This window comes from Bradyrhizobium sp. S3.2.6, from assembly GCF_040546885.1.
In the GTDB taxonomy this organism is placed as follows: domain Bacteria; phylum Pseudomonadota; class Alphaproteobacteria; order Rhizobiales; family Xanthobacteraceae; genus Bradyrhizobium; species Bradyrhizobium cytisi.
On the sequence record NZ_JBEPOS010000018.1, the window covers coordinates 45933 to 64193 of the forward strand.

Annotated in this window: 21 protein-coding genes and 1 other RNA gene; 9 read left to right on the forward strand and 13 right to left on the reverse strand. The window is 65.2% G+C overall.

The genetic code is table 11. The annotated features are described in order from the left end of the window. Positions 1–36: 36 nt before the first annotated feature. Positions 37–891, reverse strand: coding sequence for a transporter substrate-binding domain-containing protein (locus ABID58_RS26690; RefSeq protein ID WP_354035739.1), 855 nt, complete (start codon positions 889–891; stop codon positions 37–39). Positions 892–1073: 182 nt separating this feature from the next. Between ABID58_RS26690 and ffs the strand changes: the two genes are divergently transcribed. The 5 genes from ffs (at position 1074) to ABID58_RS26715 (ending at position 4562) form a co-directional block, all read left to right on the forward strand. Further along, an RNA gene (gene ffs, locus ABID58_RS26695) (signal recognition particle sRNA small type) lies at positions 1074–1170 on the forward strand. A 94-nt stretch (positions 1171–1264) separates the two neighbouring features. Continuing rightward, the gene (locus ABID58_RS26700; protein WP_354035740.1) at positions 1265–3103 is read left to right on the forward strand and encodes a DNA polymerase III subunit gamma/tau; all 1839 of its coding nucleotides are present in this window, start codon (positions 1265–1267) and stop codon (positions 3101–3103) included. Between the two features lie 81 nt (positions 3104–3184). Further along, positions 3185–3505: a YbaB/EbfC family nucleoid-associated protein gene (locus tag ABID58_RS26705; RefSeq protein ID WP_148749787.1), complete on the forward strand. Its 321-nt coding sequence runs from the start codon at positions 3185–3187 to the stop codon at positions 3503–3505. A 1-nt stretch (position 3506) separates the two neighbouring features. Then, entirely contained in the window at positions 3507–4109 is a 603-nt protein-coding gene (gene recR, locus ABID58_RS26710) for a recombination mediator RecR (protein ID WP_148749788.1), read from the forward strand. A 27-nt stretch (positions 4110–4136) separates the two neighbouring features. Then, positions 4137–4562: a hypothetical protein gene (locus ABID58_RS26715; RefSeq protein WP_354035742.1), complete on the forward strand. Its 426-nt coding sequence runs from the start codon at positions 4137–4139 to the stop codon at positions 4560–4562. A gap of 19 nt (positions 4563–4581) precedes the next feature. Here the strand turns inward: ABID58_RS26715 and ABID58_RS26720 are convergent, their stop codons facing one another. Together ABID58_RS26720 and ABID58_RS26725 are read right to left on the reverse strand one after the other, a co-directional pair. After that, the gene (locus ABID58_RS26720) at positions 4582–5946 is read right to left on the reverse strand and encodes an AmpG family muropeptide MFS transporter (RefSeq protein ID WP_354035743.1); all 1365 of its coding nucleotides are present in this window, start codon (positions 5944–5946) and stop codon (positions 4582–4584) included. 141 nt (positions 5947–6087) lie between these two features. Next, the gene (locus ABID58_RS26725; RefSeq protein ID WP_354035744.1) at positions 6088–7290 is read right to left on the reverse strand and encodes a DNA recombination protein RmuC; all 1203 of its coding nucleotides are present in this window, start codon (positions 7288–7290) and stop codon (positions 6088–6090) included. A 171-nt stretch (positions 7291–7461) separates the two neighbouring features. Here ABID58_RS26725 and def point away from each other — a divergent pair, with 171 nt between their 5' ends. The 4 genes from def to ABID58_RS26745 all read left to right on the forward strand — a co-directional run bounded on the left by def (position 7462) and on the right by ABID58_RS26745 (position 10150). After that, positions 7462–7986: a peptide deformylase gene (def, locus tag ABID58_RS26730; protein WP_354035746.1), complete on the forward strand. Its 525-nt coding sequence runs from the start codon at positions 7462–7464 to the stop codon at positions 7984–7986. 12 nt (positions 7987–7998) lie between these two features. Next, positions 7999–8934 (forward strand): methionyl-tRNA formyltransferase, encoded by a 936-nt coding sequence (gene fmt / locus ABID58_RS26735; protein WP_354035747.1) that lies wholly within the window; start codon positions 7999–8001, stop codon positions 8932–8934. A gap of 120 nt (positions 8935–9054) precedes the next feature. Beyond that, positions 9055–9792 carry a tRNA pseudouridine(38-40) synthase TruA gene (gene truA / locus ABID58_RS26740; RefSeq protein WP_354035749.1) on the forward strand — a complete coding sequence of 246 codons (738 nt, stop codon included), beginning with the start codon at positions 9055–9057 and terminating at the stop codon, positions 9790–9792. A gap of 22 nt (positions 9793–9814) precedes the next feature. Further along, the gene (locus ABID58_RS26745; RefSeq protein WP_354035750.1) at positions 9815–10150 is read left to right on the forward strand and encodes a GIY-YIG nuclease family protein; all 336 of its coding nucleotides are present in this window, start codon (positions 9815–9817) and stop codon (positions 10148–10150) included. Between the two features lie 153 nt (positions 10151–10303). On the opposite strand, the gene dapE is transcribed toward ABID58_RS26745, so the two are convergent. From dapE to yihA, 10 genes are all read right to left on the reverse strand, one after another. Next, positions 10304–11470 carry a succinyl-diaminopimelate desuccinylase gene (dapE, locus tag ABID58_RS26750; RefSeq protein ID WP_354035751.1) on the reverse strand — a complete coding sequence of 389 codons (1167 nt, stop codon included), beginning with the start codon at positions 11468–11470 and terminating at the stop codon, positions 10304–10306. A 10-nt stretch (positions 11471–11480) separates the two neighbouring features. Beyond that, a complete protein-coding gene (gene dapD / locus ABID58_RS26755; RefSeq protein ID WP_354035753.1) occupies positions 11481–12326 on the reverse strand; it encodes a 2,3,4,5-tetrahydropyridine-2,6-dicarboxylate N-succinyltransferase in 846 nt (281 codons plus the stop codon). A 144-nt stretch (positions 12327–12470) separates the two neighbouring features. Then, positions 12471–12914 carry a DUF302 domain-containing protein gene (locus ABID58_RS26760; protein WP_354035754.1) on the reverse strand — a complete coding sequence of 148 codons (444 nt, stop codon included), beginning with the start codon at positions 12912–12914 and terminating at the stop codon, positions 12471–12473. Further along, positions 12911–13276 (reverse strand): carboxymuconolactone decarboxylase family protein, encoded by a 366-nt coding sequence (locus ABID58_RS26765; protein ID WP_354035755.1) that lies wholly within the window; start codon positions 13274–13276, stop codon positions 12911–12913. The genes ABID58_RS26760 and ABID58_RS26765 overlap by 4 nt, the downstream gene beginning before the upstream one ends. A 106-nt stretch (positions 13277–13382) precedes the next feature. Next, positions 13383–14300, reverse strand: coding sequence for a LysR family transcriptional regulator (locus ABID58_RS26770; protein WP_354035756.1), 918 nt, complete (start codon positions 14298–14300; stop codon positions 13383–13385). 23 nt (positions 14301–14323) lie between these two features. Next, on the reverse strand, positions 14324–15013 hold the full coding sequence (locus ABID58_RS26775) for a pyrimidine 5'-nucleotidase (RefSeq protein ID WP_354035757.1): 690 nt from the start codon (positions 15011–15013) through the stop codon (positions 14324–14326). A 14-nt stretch (positions 15014–15027) separates the two neighbouring features. Further along, entirely contained in the window at positions 15028–16014 is a 987-nt protein-coding gene (locus ABID58_RS26780) for a DUF1036 domain-containing protein (RefSeq protein ID WP_148749973.1), read from the reverse strand. Positions 16015–16091: 77 nt separating this feature from the next. Next, positions 16092–16979, reverse strand: a complete 888-nt coding sequence (argB, locus tag ABID58_RS26785; protein ID WP_148749803.1) for an acetylglutamate kinase — start codon at positions 16977–16979, stop codon at positions 16092–16094. A gap of 212 nt (positions 16980–17191) precedes the next feature. Then, positions 17192–17521 carry a DUF423 domain-containing protein gene (locus ABID58_RS26790; RefSeq protein WP_354035848.1) on the reverse strand — a complete coding sequence of 110 codons (330 nt, stop codon included), beginning with the start codon at positions 17519–17521 and terminating at the stop codon, positions 17192–17194. A gap of 32 nt (positions 17522–17553) precedes the next feature. Next, entirely contained in the window at positions 17554–18207 is a 654-nt protein-coding gene (gene yihA / locus ABID58_RS26795; RefSeq protein ID WP_354035758.1) for a ribosome biogenesis GTP-binding protein YihA/YsxC, read from the reverse strand. Between the last annotated feature and the right edge of the window lie 54 nt (positions 18208–18261).

The window sequence follows — 18261 nt, forward strand, 5'->3', positions numbered from 1 at the left end:
CGCGCGAGGATCGAGACTGCCCCAAGCTTGTGATACCTACAGCGAAACGCCCGGCGGAATGTCCGCCTCCGTCACGCCCACCAGCTCCATGTTAGTGATGATGGCGTTGCGGATGAAGCCGAGGCCCTTGTTGAAGTCGATCCAGGTGTTGACGTAGTCGCGGAAGGTCTTGTCGGTCTCGCGGCGGAAGCCGGCGTTCGAGGTGGTGGCGAAGATCGGCGTCGGCAGCACGAACTGGCCGAGCGAGGGGTTCTTCTTCAGCACCGTCAGCGACAGCATGGTGATCAGGCACTGCGCGTCGACGCGGCCGGTCTGCAGCGCGGCGGTGGCGTCGTCGGCGGTCTTCAGCCGCGAGATCTGCGCCTTCGGCGTCAGGCGGCTGACGACCTGGTCGTGCGAGGAGCCCTGGTCGACCGCGATCTTGACGTCGGGCGAGTTCAGTTCGGCCCAGCTCTTCGGCTTGAAGTCCTTCTTGCAGAGGATGCCAAAGGCGTTGTTGAAGACCGGCACCGAGAAGTCGATCACCAGCGCGCGCTTCGGGGTCGGGTTCAGGCCAAAGAAGATGTCGATCTTGTTGGACTGGAGATCGAGCACCGAATTGCCCCAGGTGGTTTCGGTGATCTCCAGCTCGGCTTCCATGTCGTCGGCGAGCGCCTTGGCGATGTCGACGTAAAAACCCTTCCACTGGCCGCTGGCGAGATCCTTCATGTAATAGGGCGCGCCGCCGCCGACCGCGCCGATCCGCATCTTCTTGGTGCGGCGGATGCGGGCAAAGGTCGATTCGTTGGGATCGGCCGCCTGGGCCACAGCCGGAGAGGCCAGCGCGCCCGCGGTCACCGCGCCGATGGCGCCAAGTCCGACAATCGATGCAACATCACGACGTGTAACCATTGGGATCAATCGCTTTTCTGATCAGGTGGGTTCCGGCAGCGTTCTTACCAAGGCGGCGGAGACTGCGAAAGCACAGCCTATCGGCTGAGCAGACCCGGAATTGCCCGGATGCTGGGCAAGATCAAGCTCGCCAAAGTGATACCCGCTTGCTTTCCCGACCTTTTGGCCCCAAATAGGGACCGGGAGATTGGCGGTGGACGAGCCACTCGCCAACCGGGTCAGGTCCGGAAGGAAGCAGCCCTAACGAGGTCCGGATCGGGTCGCTCGTCAGTCTCCTACCTGTTTTTTCGAGCGAATTGCGTCGGCGGGCTTCCCGCCTGCGCGCTCCTGTCCGCAAAAGCCAGCCGAGAGACATTCCATTGCGGATTGACCGATGACCGACGCTGGCGCCCCTTCCACTCCTGACAGCGCCGGCCAGGCCGCCAACGCGCCTTACCGCGTTCTCGCGCGCAAATACCGCCCCTCCTCGTTCGACGATCTGATCGGCCAGGAGGCTGTGGTCCGCACCGTCTCCAATGCGTTCGAGACCGGGCGCATTCCGCAGGCCTGGATCCTCACCGGCGTTCGCGGCGTCGGCAAGACCACCACCGCGCGTATTCTGGCCCGTGCGCTCAACTACGAGATGCCGGACGGCTCGGTGAAAGGGCCGACCGTCCAGATGCCGACCCTGGGTGTGCATTGCCAGGCGATCATGGAAAGCCGGCACATGGACGTGCTGGAGATGGACGCGGCGTCGCACACCGGCGTCGACGACGTCCGCCAGATCAATGACAGCGTGCGCTACGCCCCGGCCAGCGCCCGCTACAAGGTCTACATCATCGACGAAGTCCACATGCTGTCGACGGCGGCGTTCAATGCCTTCCTGAAGACGCTGGAGGAACCGCCGGAGCACGCCAAGTTCGTGTTCGCCACGACCGAGATCCGCAAGGTTCCGGTTACGGTGCTGTCGCGCTGCCAGCGCTTTGACCTGCGCCGCGTCGAGGCCGACGTGCTGATGAAGCACCTCGCCAACATCGCCGCGAAGGAGAACGTCGAGATCGAGCCCGAAGCGCTCGGCATCATCGCGCGTGCGGCCGAAGGCTCCGTGCGCGACTCCCTGTCGCTGCTCGACCAGGCCATTGCGCATGCGGCAGGCCAGGTGAAGGCCGATGCGGTCAGGCAGATGCTGGGCCTTGCCGACCGCACCCGCGTCATCGACCTCTTCGATTCGCTGGCGCGCGGTGACATCGCGAGCGCCTTCAAGGAGTTCCGCGACCAGTACGACGTCGGCGCCGATCCGATCGTCGTGCTCTCGGACCTCGCCGAGTTCGTCAATTTCGTCACCCGCGTGAAGATCGTGCCGGCAACCGCCGACAACGTCGCCTATGGCGAGACCGAGCGCGTGCGCGCCAGGGATTTCGCCTCGAAGATCTCCATGCGCGTGCTGTCGCGGATGTGGCAGATGCTGCTCAAGGGCATCACCGAGGTGCAGGCCGCAACCCGGCCGGCTGCGGCCGCCGAGATGGTGCTGGTGCGCATCGCCTATGTCGCCGACCTGCCGACGCCGGACGAGGCGATCAGGATGCTGGAGCAGAACGGCGGCAGTTCGCCGGTCGTGGGCGGCAGTGCCGCGCGCAGCGGCGCGCCGGCGGCACCAATGGCTTCCGCGGCGTCCGTGACCTCTGCTGCGCCAGTTCGCATGCCGACCTCGTCACCGACTGCATTCGGCGGCGGTGCCCGGCCGCAAATGGCGGCGCCCGCGCCAGACCCGCAGGGGGCGGCACCCCAGCTGCGCATCACCAGCTTCGCCCAGCTCGTGGCGCTCGCCGGGCAGAAGCGCGACCTCATGACCAAGGCCGCGCTCGAAGGCGACATGCGCCTCGTTCGTTTCGAGGAGGGCCGGCTGGAGGTCGCGCTCGAGCCGAACGCGTCGAAAACCATGATCTCCGAGCTCGCGCGAAAATTCGAGCTGTGGACCGGCCGCCGCTGGACCATCATTGTTTCCAACGAGCAGGGCCAGGCGACGCTGCGCTCGATGAGCCAGGCCGCCAAGCAGGAACATGCGCGCAGCGCCGAGGCCGATCCGCGCGTGCAGGAGGTGCTGTCGCGCTTCCCCGGTGCGAAGGTCGTCGAGGTCCGCAGGCTTGCCCCCGAGACGCCGGAAACCAATATTAACGCTGACTATGGCTCTGACGATCCGCCCGACGGTTCCGACGCCGACGACGATCTCTAGAGCCTGATCCGGAAAAGTGTGAAGCGGTTTTCCGACAAGATCATGCTCAAAACAACTTAGGCTTTCCAAGGACGAGCACCCATGGCTGATTTTCTCGGCATGATGAAGCAGGCGGCGCAGCTGCAATCCAAGATGCAGGAGATGCAGGAGCAGCTCGCCAATGTGGAGGTCGAGGGCATCTCCGGCGGCGGTCTCGTCGCCGTGCGCATGACCGCGAAGATGGACGTCAAGGGCGTCAAGATCGACCCCTCGCTGATGAAGGCCGAAGAGCGCGAGGTGCTGGAAGATCTGCTGGTCACCGCGCTCGGTGATGCCCGCCGCAAGGCGGAGACCGCGATGCAGGAGAAGATGCAGTCGCTGACCGGCGGCCTCGGCCTGCCGCCGGGGCTGTTCGGCCAGTAATATGGGCGCGGTTGCAGGTCCCGAAATCGAGCGGCTCGTCCAGCTTCTCGCGCGGCTGCCGGGTTTGGGCCCGCGCTCCGCGCGGCGCGCGGCGCTGCATCTGATCAAGAAGCGCGAAGCGCTGATGATGCCGCTATCGGGCGCTCTGCAGGTCGCGCTCGACAAGGTTCAGGTCTGCAAGACCTGCGGCAACATCGATACGCAAAATCCCTGCACAATTTGCACCGATCCGAAGCGTGATCCCGCCATCATCGTCGTCGTCGCCGACGTCGCCGATCTCTGGGCGCTGGAGCGGGCCAATGCGACCCAAGGGCGCTACCACGTGCTGGGCGCGACCTTGTCGCCGCTCGATGGCGTCGGCCCGCAGGACCTCAGCATCGACGCGCTGGTCGCGCGCGCGCATGCGGCCGAGGTGCACGAGATCATTCTTGCGCTGAATGCGACAGTCGACGGACAGACCACCGCGCATTACATCACCGACCTGCTTCAGGACGCCAACGTAAAAGTAACCCGGCTGGCCCATGGTGTGCCTGTTGGTGGCGAGCTTGATTATCTCGATGAGGGCACGCTCTCGGCCGCGATGCGGCAGCGGACCCTGTTCTAGCCATCCAGACTTGACGGAACGGACGACATGACGAAACTTTTCGCCACACGATCGGCTTTGGTCGCGACGATGCTGCTGCTGGTGACACCGGCCATCGCCGCGCAGCGGGACGACGAGGCGCCGCCGCCCTCGAAGCCCGGCAAGCCGATCAGCGCCGGCGAGGTGCTCTCGGGCGAGCTGAATGCGATGAAGATCCGCGACGTCAAGAACGCCGGCAAGCGGATTGCGATGTACCAGATCACCTCCGAGCCGCGCCGCCTGCCGGCGCCGAACGGGCTGTGCAATCTCGAGACCGGACCTGAAACGTTTCAGCTCGTCACCTCCAGCGACGCGCAGGCCACGCAGTTGAAATCGTTCGTCGGCAAAGAGATCTCGGTCAAGATCGACGAAATCGCCTGCGCCAGCGACCCCGGCCAGATGAGTGAGGCCGTGGTCACGAAGTGGACTTGGTGAGGAAGTAGGAGGGGCGGCGCTACACCCGCACGGGCCCCAGCGCCTCAAAATGCCCGCGCTTTTGCAGCCAGACGAGCAACACCAGGCTCGGGATCGCCACCAGCACGCAGATCAAGAAGAACAGCGGCCAGCCGGTCGTATCGGCCACGAAGCCGGCTCCTGACGAGAGATAGGTCCGCCCCACCGCTGCAAGCGCGGTGAGCAGCGCATATTGCGTCGCTGTGTGCAGCGGGTTCTGGCACAGCGCCGAGAGATAGGCGACGAAGATCACGGTGCCGATGGCGCTGGTGAAATTCTCGGCGCAGATCGCGAGCGCCAGCGCCCATTGATTGGTGCCGACCAGCGCAAGCCAGGAGAAGGTCAGGTTCGCCAGCGCCTGCACCACGCCACCGATCCAGAGCGAGGTTGCCAGCGAATAACGCCGCGCCACAAAGCCGCCGGCAAAGCCGCCGATCAGGGTCGCGGCGAGGCCGACGCCCTTCACGATCGCCGCATAGTCGTTGCGGGTGAAGCCGAGGTCGATCACGAACGGCGCCGTCATCGTTCCCGAGAACGCGTCGGTGAACTTGAACAGCACGACGAAGGCGAGCGCCGCGATCGCGTCCTTGCGCGACAGGAACTCGGAGAAGGCGCCGATCGCCGCGTGCAGCACGCGCGCGAACGCGGTCTCGTCGTGCGTCACGGCTTCCGCCCGCACCGATTGCTCGGGCTCGGTCGCCGCGAGAGCCGTGATCGTCCCGATCAGCACCATCGCCGCCATCACCACATAGCCCCACATCCAGGCCGATGTGCGCGTGATGCCGGTGCTCTCGAAGCCGGAGACAATGAACAGCGCACCCGCGGTCGAAACCAGCATGCCGATGCGATAGGCCGCGACATAGGCCGCCATGCCGGCGGCCTGCTCGCTCTCGGGCAGGCTCTCGACGCGGAAGGCGTCGACCACGATGTCCTGCGTCGACGACGTCGTCGCCACCAGCAGCGCGCCGAGTGCCACATAGAAGGGCGATCGCGCCGGATCGGTCAGCGCCAGCAGCAGGATCGCGACGATCAGCAGCAATTGCGAGAACAGCAGCCAGCCGCGCCGCCGCCCGAAAGCGCGCGTGAACAGCGGCACATGCAGCGCATCCACCAGCGGCGCCCACAGGAATTTCAGTGTGTAGGGCGTGCCGACCAGTGCAAACAGCCCGATGGTCTTGAGATCGACCCCGGCCTCGCGCATCCACACCAGCAGCGTCGAGCCCGACAGCGCCAGCGGCAGTCCCGAGGAGAAGCCGAGGAACAGCACGATCAGCACCCGCGGCTGCAGGTAAACAGCCAGGCTGTCGCGCCAGGAGCGGGCGGGGGCGGAGGTCGCGGCAGGGGAGGTCGCGTCGGGTGCGGTCATGGGGAGGTGTTAGCAGATTCTGGGGACGCTGCCTCGGCCACAAAAACCGTCATGCCCGGGCTTGTCCCGGGCATCCACGTTCTTGGTGCCGTTGCAAAGGTCGTGGATGGCCGGGACAAGCCCGGCCATGACGACTCCGCATCACTCCCCCGCCTGGAGCTTCCTTGGAAACAGCTCCGGCGCGCCTGACGCCACCAGCCGCGGGCCGTCCGCCGGCGCGTCGGTCTTGCTGAAATCGAGCTCCTCGATTCTGCCTGCGCGCTTCTCGATCTTGTCGGCGGAGATCAGGATCTGGCGGACGTCCTCGTTCGCGTCGGCAAAGTGCTTCTGCAATTTCAGCACGCGATCGCGCAGGCGTCCCAAATCGTCGCCGAGCTTGATCACTTCGGTCTGAATCTGGTCGGCGGCATCGCGCATGCGCGCGTCCTTCATGATCTGCTGCATCACCTGGATCGCGAGCATCAGCAGCGAGGGCGACACCAGCACGACCTTGGCGCGATAGGCCTTCTGGATCACGTCGTCGAAGCCGTCATGGATCTCGGCGTAGACCGATTCCGACGGCACGAACATCAGCGCCATCTCCTGGGTCTCGCCGGTGACGAGATATTTTTCCGCGATGTCGCTGACATGCTTCATCACGTCGCCGCGCAGCCGCTGCGTGGCGACGCGCTTCTCCTCGTCGGTGCGGGCATCGTGCAGCGCCGTCATCGCTTCCAACGGGAATTTCGCATCGATGCAGAGCGGACGCTGGTCGGGCAGGAACACCACGCAGTCGGGCCGCTTGCCGGTCGAGAGCGTGAACTGGAATTCGTAGGCCCCCTTCGGCAGGCCGTCCTGGACGATCGCCTCCATCCGCGCTTGTCCAAAGGCGCCGCGCGACTGCTTGTTGGCGAGCACGTCGCGCAAGGTCGTCACCTGCGTGGTGAGGTCGGTGAGGTTCTTGTGCGCGTTGTCGATGATGCCGAGCCGCTCGTGCAGCGCGCGCAGGCTCTCCATGGTGTTGCGGGTCGAATGTTCCATGGACTGGCCGACCCGATGGGTCACTGAATCCAGCCGCTCGTTGACGGCCCGCGCCATCTCGGCCTGGCGGCCGGCCAGCGCCTGGGTCATGGCGTCGGCCCGGCCGGCGGCCTCGCTCTGGGCGTGCAGGACCTGGCTGAGGCGCTCCTCCAGCTCGTCGGCGCGGATGGCGTGCGCCATCGCGAGTTCCGCGCCGCGCCGCCCGGAGCGCGCGATCACGACCGCAATGACAATCAGCAGGATGACGACCAGCGCGCCGAAGCCGATCAGCGCGTCGATGGTGCGCACCGGCCAGTCGCCGAGCATGAAAATGATCTGGTTCATGCCAGCCCTTCTAGCCGATTCGCCGGGGCATTCGAACGAATAGCGAACATTTATGGTTAATCGATCCCTAATTTTTATGGTTAACAAAAGGCGAAGTTTTATGGTTAGCGGACCGTTAACGCGCTCCCGGCCGCATTGACCGCTTGTCGCGCGCGGCTTAAATCGCCCGCCATGGCCCTCAGAGAAATCATCATCCTGCCCGACAAGCAGCTGCGTCTGGTCTCCAAGCCGATCGAGAAGGTCACGCCGGAGATCCGCAAGCTTGCCGACGACATGTTCGAGACCATGTACGACGCACCCGGCATCGGGCTTGCAGCGATCCAGATCGCGCAGCCGCTGCGGCTGATCACCATGGACCTTGCCAAGCCCGACCAGGACGGCGAGACCAGGCCGGAGCCGCGCGTCTTCATCAATCCCGAGATCATCGCGTCTTCCGCGGATCTGTCTGTCTACGAGGAAGGCTGCCTGTCGATCCCCGAATATTACGAGGAGGTCGAGCGGCCGGCGAAGGTGCGCGTGCGCTTCACGGATCTGGACGGCAAGGTGCACGAGGAGGACGCCGAAGGCCTCTACGCCACCTGCATCCAGCACGAGATCGACCATCTCAACGGCGTGCTGTTCGTCGACTATCTCTCGAAGCTCAAGCGCGACCGCGTGATCAAGAAGTTCGAGAAAGCCGCCAAGCGCGCGGAGTAAGGTTCTCCGTCGATGTCCCTCCGCCTGATCTTCATGGGCACGCCCGATTTTTCCGTGCCGACGCTGCTCGAGCTCGTCGCGCATGGCCACGAGATCGTGGCTGTCTACACCCGCGCGCCGAAGCCGGGCGGGCGGCGCGGGCTGCAATTGCAACCGACCCCGGTCGAGGAAGCCGCGCGAAAACTCGGCGTTCCCGTGCTGACGCCGAAAACGTTGAAGACACCGGAAGCGCTGGAAGAGTTTCGCGCGTTTGACGCCGATGCGGCCGTCGTCGTCGCCTATGGCATGATCCTGCCGCAGGCGATCCTCAATGCGCCAAAGCTCGGCTGCTACAACCTGCACGCCTCGCTGCTGCCGCGCTGGCGCGGCGCAGCCCCCATCAATCGCGCGATCATGGCCGGCGATGCCGAGAGCGGCGTGATGGTGATGAAGATGGATGTCGGCCTCGACACCGGCGACGTCGCCATGGCCGAGCGCCTCGCGATCACCGATGACATGACCGCAGTCGATCTGCACGATCGCCTGTCCCGGCTTGGTGCCGATCTGACGGTGCGCGCGATGGCCGCGCTCGACCGCGGCGGCCTCCAGCTCAAGAAGCAGAGCGAGGACGGCGTCACCTACGCCGCCAAGATCGACAAGGCGGAGGCGCGGATCGACTGGAGTAAGCCCGCGCACGCGGTGCTGCGCGACATCCACGGCCTGTCGCCGTTTCCCGGCGCCTGGGCCGAGCTTGCCGGCGTCACGGAGAATGCGCGCGTAAAAATCCTGCGCTGCGAACTGGCGAATGGCTCCGGTGCGCCGGGCGAGGTGCTCGATGGCCAGCTTACCATCGCCTGCGGCGAGGGCGCGATCCGCATCCTCGAGCTGCAGCGCGAGGGCAAGGCCCGGATGCAGGCCGTGGACTTCTTGCGGGGTGTGCCGTTGAAGGCAGGAGCCAAATTCACCTAACGCTGTCATACCCCGCGAAGGCGGGGTATCCAGTACGCTGAGACTTCTCGGTTCGAACCGATAAGCTGCGGAGTTCTGGATCGCCCGGTCAAGCCGGACAATGACACCACCCGGATTGAGATGCCCCGCTACAAGCTCACCATCGAATATGACGGCGCACCCTTCTTCGGCTGGCAGGTGCAGGAGACGCTGCCTTCGGTGCAGGGCGCGCTGGAAGCGGCCGTGAAGGCGATGACCGGCGCGGACGCGCGCGTGCATGGTGCGGGCCGCACCGATGCCGGCGTCCATGCGCGCGGCCAGGTTGCGCATGTCGACATCGAGAAGCAGTTTCCACCGGGGCGTTTTCGCGACGGCTTGAATGCGCATCTGCGTCCGCATCCCATCGCGGTCCTCGAAGCCGACATTGTACCTGATACTTTCGAGGCGCGCTTCTCGGCCGTGAAGCGCCACTATCGCTATCGGGTCATCAATACCCGCGCCAATCTTGCGCTCGACATCGGCCATGCCTGGCGCGTGCCGCGCCGGCTCGATGCGGATGCGATGCATGCAGCGGCACAGCGCCTGCTCGGCAAGCACGATTTCACGACCTTCCGCGACACCGAGTGCCAGGCCAGGTCGCCGGAGAAGACACTCGACCAGCTCGACGTGCTGCGCGACGGCCGCGAGATCGTCATCGTCACCTCGGCGCGCTCGTTCCTGCACAGCCAGGTGCGCTCGATGGTGGGATCGCTGGTCTGGGTCGGCGAAGGCCGCTGGACCGCAGACGATCTCTCCGCAGCGCTTGCAGCCCGCAGCCGCGCCGCTTGCGGCATTGTCGCGCCGCCGGAGGGGCTGTATCTGGTGAAGGTGGATTATTGAGCGTGATGCCGCCTCCGTCGTCATGGCCGGGCTTGTCCCGGCCATCCACGTGCGTCAACATGCGACCATGCATGGCGGATGGGTCTACATCCTGGCGAGCGCGGCCAACGGCATTTCATATGCCGGTATGACGAACGATATTGTTCGTCGCATTTACGAGCACCGAAATGGACTCGTGCCTGGCTTCACCAAGAAGTACGGCGTCAAGCTGCTCGTCTATTTCGAGCGCTACGAAGACATCCAGACCGCGATCCAGCGCGAGCACAACATCAAGCATTGGTCACGGACCTGGAAGGTCAGGCTGATCCTCAAGGATAATCCCGAATGGAAGGATCTGTACGACACGATCACGCAGTGAGACGTGCCCGTACTCTCGCCACGTCGTCATGGCCGGGCTTGTCCCGGCCATCCACGATCTTATCTTTCTTGAGGCATCAAAGATCGTGGATGCCCGGGACAAGCCCGGGCATGACGGAGGAGTGATTGGCGGCAGCCAGATAGCCTCACAGCCCTAGGCAAAATACCGCGTCAAAATCCCCCGATACACCTTCGTCAGCTTCTCCAAATCTCCCACCGGCACGCGCTCGTTGATCTGGTGCATGGTCTGGCCGACCAGGCCGAACTCGATCACCGGGCAATAGCTCGAGATGAAGCGCGCATCCGAGGTGCCGCCTGAGGTCGACAGCTCCGGCTTGCGGCCCGTGACCTCTTCGATCGCGGAGACGGCGAGGTCGGTGAACGGCCCCGGCTTGGTCACGAACACGTTGGAGTTCGACGGCTCCCAGACGATGCGGGCGCGGATGCGGTTGCCGCAGGCTTTTGTCAGGCGCGTCTCGACCAGCTCGCGCAGGCTCGCCTGCGTATGGTTGTCGTTGTAGCGGATGTTGAATTTTGCGCGGGCTTCGCCGGGGATGACGTTATTGGCCTTGTTGCCGACGTCGACCGAGGTGAATTCGAGATTGGACGCCTGGAACTGCGCGCTGCCATGGTCGAGCGGCTCGTCGCTGATGGCAACGATCAGCCGCGCAATATCCGGCACCGGATTGGCCGCGCGATGCGGATAGGCGACATGGCCCTGCACGCCGTCGACGTACAGAGTGCCGGACTGCGAGCCGCGGCGGCCGACCTTGATGGTGTCGCCGAGCGTTTCGACATTGGAGGGTTCGCCGAGCACGCAATGGTCGAACTTTTCGCCGCGCTCGGCCGCCCATTTGAGCAGCTTGATGGTGCCGTTGATGGAGACGTCTTCCTCGTCGCCCGTGATCAGGAACGAGATCGAACCTTTTCCGTCCGCACGCGGCTTGCCGTCGTTGGCAGTGAGATGCTCGAGCACCGCGGCGACCGAGCAGGCGATGCCGCCCTTCATGTCGACAGCGCCGCGGCCGTGCAGGAAACCGTCCTTCACTTCGCCCGAGAAGGCACCGACGCTCCAGGCGCTCTCGTCGCCGGGCGGCACCACGTCGGTGTGGCCGGCGAAGGTGATGTGCGGGCCCTCGTTGCCGATCCGCGCATAGAGATTATCGACATCGGCGGTGCCGGGTTCGCTGAACGTCACGCGGTGGCAGGTGAAGCCGGCTGCATTGAGGGCTTGTTCAAGCACCCGCAGCGCGCCGGCGTCAGCCGGGGTTACCGAGGGGCAGCGGATGAGATCGCGGGCAATAGAGAGGGCATCGGTCATGAGTCTGGTATTAATCCCGCAGCAGCTCGTTGATGCTGGTCTTCGAACGCGTGCGCTCGTCGACGCGCTTGACGATGACGGCGCAGGCGGTGCTCGGGCCGATCTGGCCGTTCTTCATGGGCTTGCCGGGCAGCGCACCGGGCACCACCACCGAATACTCAGGCACTTCGCCCATGAAGATCTCGCCGGTCTCGCGGTCGACGATCTTGGTCGAGGCCCCCAGGAACACCCCCATCGACAGCACCGCGCCCTTGCGCACGATGACGCCCTCGGCGACCTCGGAGCGCGCGCCGATGAAGCAGTCGTCCTCGATGATGACGGGCTCGGCCTGGAGCGGCTCGAGCACGCCGCCGATGCCGGCGCCGCCGGAGATGTGCACGCGCTTGCCGATCTGCGCGCAGGAGCCGACGGTGGCCCAGGTGTCGACCATGGTGCTCTCATCGACGTAAGCACCGAGATTGACGAAGGACGGCATCAGCACGACGTTCTTGGCAATGAAGGCCGAGCGGCGCACCACGGCGCCCGGCACCGCCCGAAAACCGGCATCGCGAAAACGGTTCGGGCCCCAGCCTTCGAACTTCGAGGGCACCTTGTCCCACCAGTTCGCCTGGCCCGGGCCGCCGGGAATGACGTCCATGTCGTTGAGGCGAAAGGAGAGCAGCACGGCCTTCTTCAGCCACTGATTGACCTTCCACTTGCCGTCGGCCCCGCGCTCGGCAACGCGCGCCTCGCCCTTGTCCAGTATCTCCAGCGACTGGTTCACGGCGTCGCGCACTTCGCCCTTGGTCGAGGTCGAGATGCCGTCGCGTGCGTCGAAGGCGCTGTTGATGGTGGATTCCAGGGCGGACAGGGACATCGGAGGGCTTCCTCGAAACTGGAGTTATTTGAGGGCAAAACGAGGGGGCTTTTTCGGGATTTGGGCCGGGAGAGTCAAGAACGCTCTCGGCGGATATTCCGGGGCTGGCCAACGCGCGTGGCACATGGCCCATTCGCCGGCATTTCAGAGGCCAAGGCCGGTGACGATGCCCTCGCAAATCCCGGCCAGTTCTTCGCCAAGCGTGGCCAGTGCCGGCGAGCCGTACCGCGCAAAGGCCTGACGGGGATCGAGCCAGCGCAGCTCGGTTCGCTCCTCAGGGAAGCCGATCGCCGCGAACTTCAGCGGCGCCTCGAGCAGCGCCGCCGAATCGGCCGCCAGCAGGCGCCACATCAGGCGTGGATGGAAGAACAGGATCTGCCGCGCCGCGCCGATGTCATAGCCGTCGCGATGCAGCAGCATCTGCGGATTGATCTCGTGCAGCACCCAGAGATCGGCCGCAACGATCTTCTCCTTGAGGCGCGTCACGACCTCCTCGACCGGCTGTGTGCTGACGCGCATGTGCTGGAACGAAGAGGCCGGGCTGCCGGGCTCCGAAAAGGCAACAGCACGACGAGCTGGGTCTGTCATCGGACGGCCCCTTCATTCTGCTCCGCCGCCTTGTTCGCCTCGAATGCGTCGAGGGTTCGCGCGGAATACACCAGTGCGGCGCCGGCTCCGATCGCGACCGCGACGCCCAGTGCTTCCGCGAGCTCCTCGCGGCTTGCGCCGTACTTCGCTGCGGCATGGGCGTGCACGGCGATACAGCCGTCGCAGCGTGCCGTGACAGCGGCCGCGAGCGCGATCAGCTCGCGGGTCTTTCCGTCAAGCCGGCCGGTCTGCGCGCTGGCGGCGCTCAGCGCGCGATAGCCCTTGACTGTCTCCGGATTCAGCTTGCCGATATCCCCGATGCGCGCCAGCAGTTCGCCTTGATAAGTCTTCCAGTCCAACATTGCGGATCTCCTCGATCACAGGTGGCGTTGAGGAAGAGATAGTTGGCGGTCGCGGCGACGCCCATCGCCTGTCGCCGTATGGCCACCATACGTCGAGCCGAAATCGTCAGCGGAATTGATGTGCGTGTTCGGCCAGGAAGTCCACGATACTGCGCACCCGCGGGATGGCGCGCGTGTCGCGGTGAAATCCGAGCCACACATCGCGACTCGGAAGCGGCGTCGGCGTCGTGATGGCGCGCAGCTCGCGATAGCCCGCGGCGAGACGTGTCGGCAGGCAGACCAAACCGGCCCCGCTGGCAGCGGCCGCCGCCTGGCCATCGCGACTGTTGCTGCGAAAGGCAATGTGAGCATTCGGAAAATGCTGGCGCAGCCATTTAGTCTCGGCGACTGTTTCGGCAAGTGCCGCATTCATTGCAACAAGGACGGCGTTGGCGCCGCCTCGCTTGAAATCCGGCAGGCCCCGCCTCTCGAGATAGTCAGGCGCCGCGTAGAGGGCGAAGGGAAGACTGCCGATCTTCCGTTGCACCAGCCCGTCCTGCTGGAAACGTGTGAAGCGCACGGCAATGTCGACCTCGCGTCGGGTCAGGCTCAGCACCTCGGCGTCGGTGACGAGCTCGACGCCCATCCCCGGATGTATGGTGCAGAACCTGGCCAGCAGCGGCGAGAGGATCCGCGCGCCGATCCATTCGGCCGATGTCACGCGGACGGTGCCGCTGATCCCGGCGTTGCTGCCGGTCGCAATCCGCTGCGCGGCAAGCGCGGCCTCTTCCATGTTGCCGGCATGGTCGAGGATCTTCCGCCCGGTCTCGGTAAGCTCGAGCCCGGATGGCTTCCGCTGGAACAGCACCGCGCCGAGCTTCTTCTCGAACAGTTCGAGCCGGCGGCTCATGGTCGGCTGTGTCGTGCCGAGTGCCCGTGCTGCGCCGGACAGGCTCTTCTCGCGCGCGAGATTCAGAAAATAGCGCAGATCATCCCATTCGATTTCGGGCAGGTCCGCAGCAGGCAAGTCCGGCTTCCGGGGCACCTTCGCTCCTCGCGTGGTTGCGCTCAGGCGGCGAGCGATTGCAAAAACCCCGCCAGATCGTCCGTGACGTGGTCGACATGGGCCGCATCGCGGCCTTCAAGTTCCCAATCCTCTCGCACCACTTCCTTGGTCCCGTCAGGCACCACCAGCACGGTGGTCATGCCGAGTTGATGCGGGACGGTGAGGTTGCGGGCGAGGTCTTCGAACATGGCGGCCTTGGTCGGGTCGACCGCATGCAGGTCGAGGAATTTCCGGTAGGTCTGCGCCGCCGGCTTGGGTTCGAATTCGGCGGCGATGATGTCGAACACGCCGTCGAAATGTGAGCCGAGGCCGAGCCGTGCCAGCACCGCATCGACATGGTCGACCGAGCCGTTGGTCAGGATCAGTTTTCGCCCCGGCAATTTTGCGATGGCCGCGCCGAGCGCCGGGTTCGGCTCCAGCGGCGAATGGTCGATCTTGTGCACGTAAGCGAGATAATCGTCAGCGCGCACGCCATGCAGGGTCATCATGCCGCGCATGGTGGTGCCGAAGCGCTGGTAATAGTCCTTCTGGATCTTGCGCGCTTCTTCCGGGCCGACCTGCAGCCAGTTGCACACGAACTCGCCGATCCGCGCATCGACCTGCTGCCACAGATTGACGTGATGCGGATAGAGCGTGTTGTCGAGGTCGAACACCCAGGTGTCGATGTGGGCGAAGGCGCGGGGGGATTTCATCAGAGCTCTCTCAATCACGGCACGGCAAACCGCAGCGTCTTGCCGCCGCTCGACATGTCCACCACGCCAAAACCCGTGGCCGCAAATCCACGCGCGCCGCAATCGGTCTGCTCGTTGGTCTCGAACTTGGTCTCGCGGGTGCAGAGCTGCTTGTCGCCGCCCCAGTTCAGCGGTCTGTCCTTCAGCTTGATGGCGCGGTTGTCGCCATCGATGGCTTCCGCGAAGCTGAAGATCTGCTTTGGCTGGCCGGCGACGTCGGGATGCAGGCAGGTCCTGGGATCGATGCGGTACCAGCCGCGGCTCGTCACCGACTTGCCGTCGTCAGTCGCGACTGCCGCCATCACCTTGTGCGGCGTGTCGTTGCACCAGGTCAGGCCACTCGGGGACGGCGCCTGCGCCGCATCGACCATGGTCTTGAAGAGATTCGGCGACGAAATCACGTCGGTCGGCAATCCGCGGCTCTTCAGGAACGCCGCGAGTGCGGCCTGCGTCTTCGGTCCGTCGACGCCGTCGATCGCGCCGATGTCGTAGCCTGCGATCACCAGCAGCCGCTGGATGCCGGCGAGCCGCGCCTGCTCGTCGTCATATTCGGAATCCTCGGCGAGATAGGCGACGAGATTGCCGTTGTCGCCTTGCGTCGGCGTGATCTGGGTGAAGGCGGCCTGGGTCTGGCCGGTGCGGCACTGCCGCGCGGCCGCGATGACGAAATTGTCCTGCGCCACGCACAGCGTGTCGCTGCCGTTCTGCGGGATCGGTGACGCACCATAGACGCCGAGCGCGCGGGCGTTGAGCAGGATGCGGTCGGCGGTCAGCGTGCCCTGCACCACGACGCGGCAGGTCGCCGGATCGATCCTGAACCAGCCTCGCGTCGCCGTCGCCGCCTTGTCGTCGATGCCGATCGCGGCCTCGACGACGTAGGACATGCGGTTGCAGATCTTGAGGTCGGCGAAGGCCGGCGCGGAGGAGAAGACGAACGACACGGCAGCGGCCGGCAGTGTCATCAGGAGACGCGTCAGAGGCGAGCGGCGATGCCGCCGCTCTTGACCGGCCATGACGGAATCTCTCGTCTTCTCGCCGCTCACTTATGTATCAGCGTTCCCGTGCCCGTGTTGGTGAATAGCTCGAGCAGCACCGCGTGCTGCATCTTGCCGTCGATGATGACGACGCCCTCGACGCCCTGCTCGAGCGCGTAGATGCAGGTCTCGACCTTCGGGATCATGCCGCCGGAAATGGTGCCGTCGGCGATCAGTTTGCGCGCGTCCTTCACCGAGAGCTGCGGGATCAGCTTCTTCGACTTGTCGAGCACACCAGGCACGTCGGTGAGCAGCAAGAGACGCTTGGCCTTCAGCGCGCCGGCGACCGCACCGGCAAAGGTGTCGGCGTTGACGTTCAGCGTCTGGCCGTCCTTCGAGGTCGCGAGCGGCGCCAGCACCGGGATCAGCTCGTAGCCGATCAGCTGGTTGAGCAGCGTGAGATCGACCTTTTCAGGGTCGCCTACGAAGCCGAGATCGACCGCCTTCTCGATGTGCGAATCCGGATCGATGATGGTGCGCGTCGTCTTCGACGCCTTCACCATGTTGGCGTCCTTGCCTGATAGCCCCACGGCCTTGCCGCCGGCTTCGTTGATGTAGCCGACGATCTGCTTATTGACGGAGCCGGCGAGCACCATCTCGACGATCTCGATGGTCGCGGCATCGGTGATGCGCAGGCCGGCTGCGAACTCCGAGACGATACCGAGGCGCTTGAGCATGGTCGCGATCTGCGGCCCGCCGCCATGCACCACCACCGGGTTGATCGCGGTCTGCTCGAGCAGCACGATGTCGCGGGCAAAATTCTTCGCGGTCTCCTCGTCGCCCATGGCATGGCCGCCATATTTGATGACGATGGTTTCCTCGTCGTACTGCTGCATGTGCGGCAGCGCTTCGGACAGGATGCGGGCCTGGTCGAGCGGGGAGATTTCGGTCATGAGGCGGATCTCGCTGGCGGGACTAACGCGGCCAGCGTTCTATCTGATTGGCGGGCGAGGCGCAAAGTGATGTTCTTCCCCCTCTCCCCTTGTGGGAGAGTGTGGATCGCCGCGATAGCGGCGAGACGGGTGAGGGGTCTCTATCCGCGGAGGCAGACCCCTCATCCGGCGCTTCGCGCCACCTTCTCCCACAAGGGGAGAAGGAAGAACCACTATTCCCGCGTCGCCACCACCGCCGCCAGCGTCACCGCCAGCCAGCTCAAGATCATCAGCGTTCCGCCGGTCGGCGCCGCGAATGGAAACAGCGAATGGCCGGCATATTGCAGCACAGTGAGGTCGCCGGCGAACAGCGCGGCGCCGATCACGAAGCCGGTCGCGGCAATCAGGCCAATTCCGCCGTGCAGAAGGCCGCGCGCGAGCAGGGCGACGCAGGCCAATATGGCCGTTGCATGAAACAGCAGCATGGCGCTGGCGGAGGCAAGCCGGCTGGCGTCGGCGCCGTGGGCGGAGGCGGCGGCCAGCGCGACGCCGGCGGCGCCCATCAATCCGGCAAGGGCGATCAGCAGACGAGCCGTCACTTGGTCCGCTCTTCCAAGAGCTTTGCCATCGCGGCGCGCAGCTCGGCCATGCCGGCCGATTCGCGTGAAGACGTCGCGAGCACGTTCGGGAACGCGGCCGGACGCTTGGCGAGCGCGGCCTCGGTCTCGGCGATGCGCGTCTGCAGCTCGGAGGCCTTCACCTGGTCGGCCTTGGTCAGCACGATCTGGTAGCTGACGGCCGAGCGGTCGAGCGTCCCAAGGACCTCGAGGTCGACATCCTTCAGCCCGTGGCGTGCGTCGATCAGCACATAGACGCGCGCGAGCGAGGTGCGTCCGAGCAGGAATTTGTGGATCAGCTCGGTCCAGGACGCGACCTGGCTCTTCGGTGCCTTGGCATAGCCATAGCCGGGCATGTCGACGAGGCGCAGATCGGTTTTGCCCGGGACCTCGAAGAAGATCAGCTCCTGGGTGCGGCCCGGCGTATGCGAGGTGCGCGCGAGCGCGTTGCGGCCGGTCAGTGCGTTGATCAGGCTCGACTTGCCGACATTGGAGCGGCCCGCAAAGGCGATCTCCAGCCCCGCCATCGGCGGCAGCGTTTGAATCGAGGGCGAGGCCCAGATGAACTGCCAGTCGCGGGCGAACAGCTTTCGCCCGGCCTCGATCAGCTTCGCATCTTTGTCGTCGGTCATGCGAAAGCCTCACCCTTCGTCATGGCCGGGCTTGTCCCGGCCATCCACGTCCAT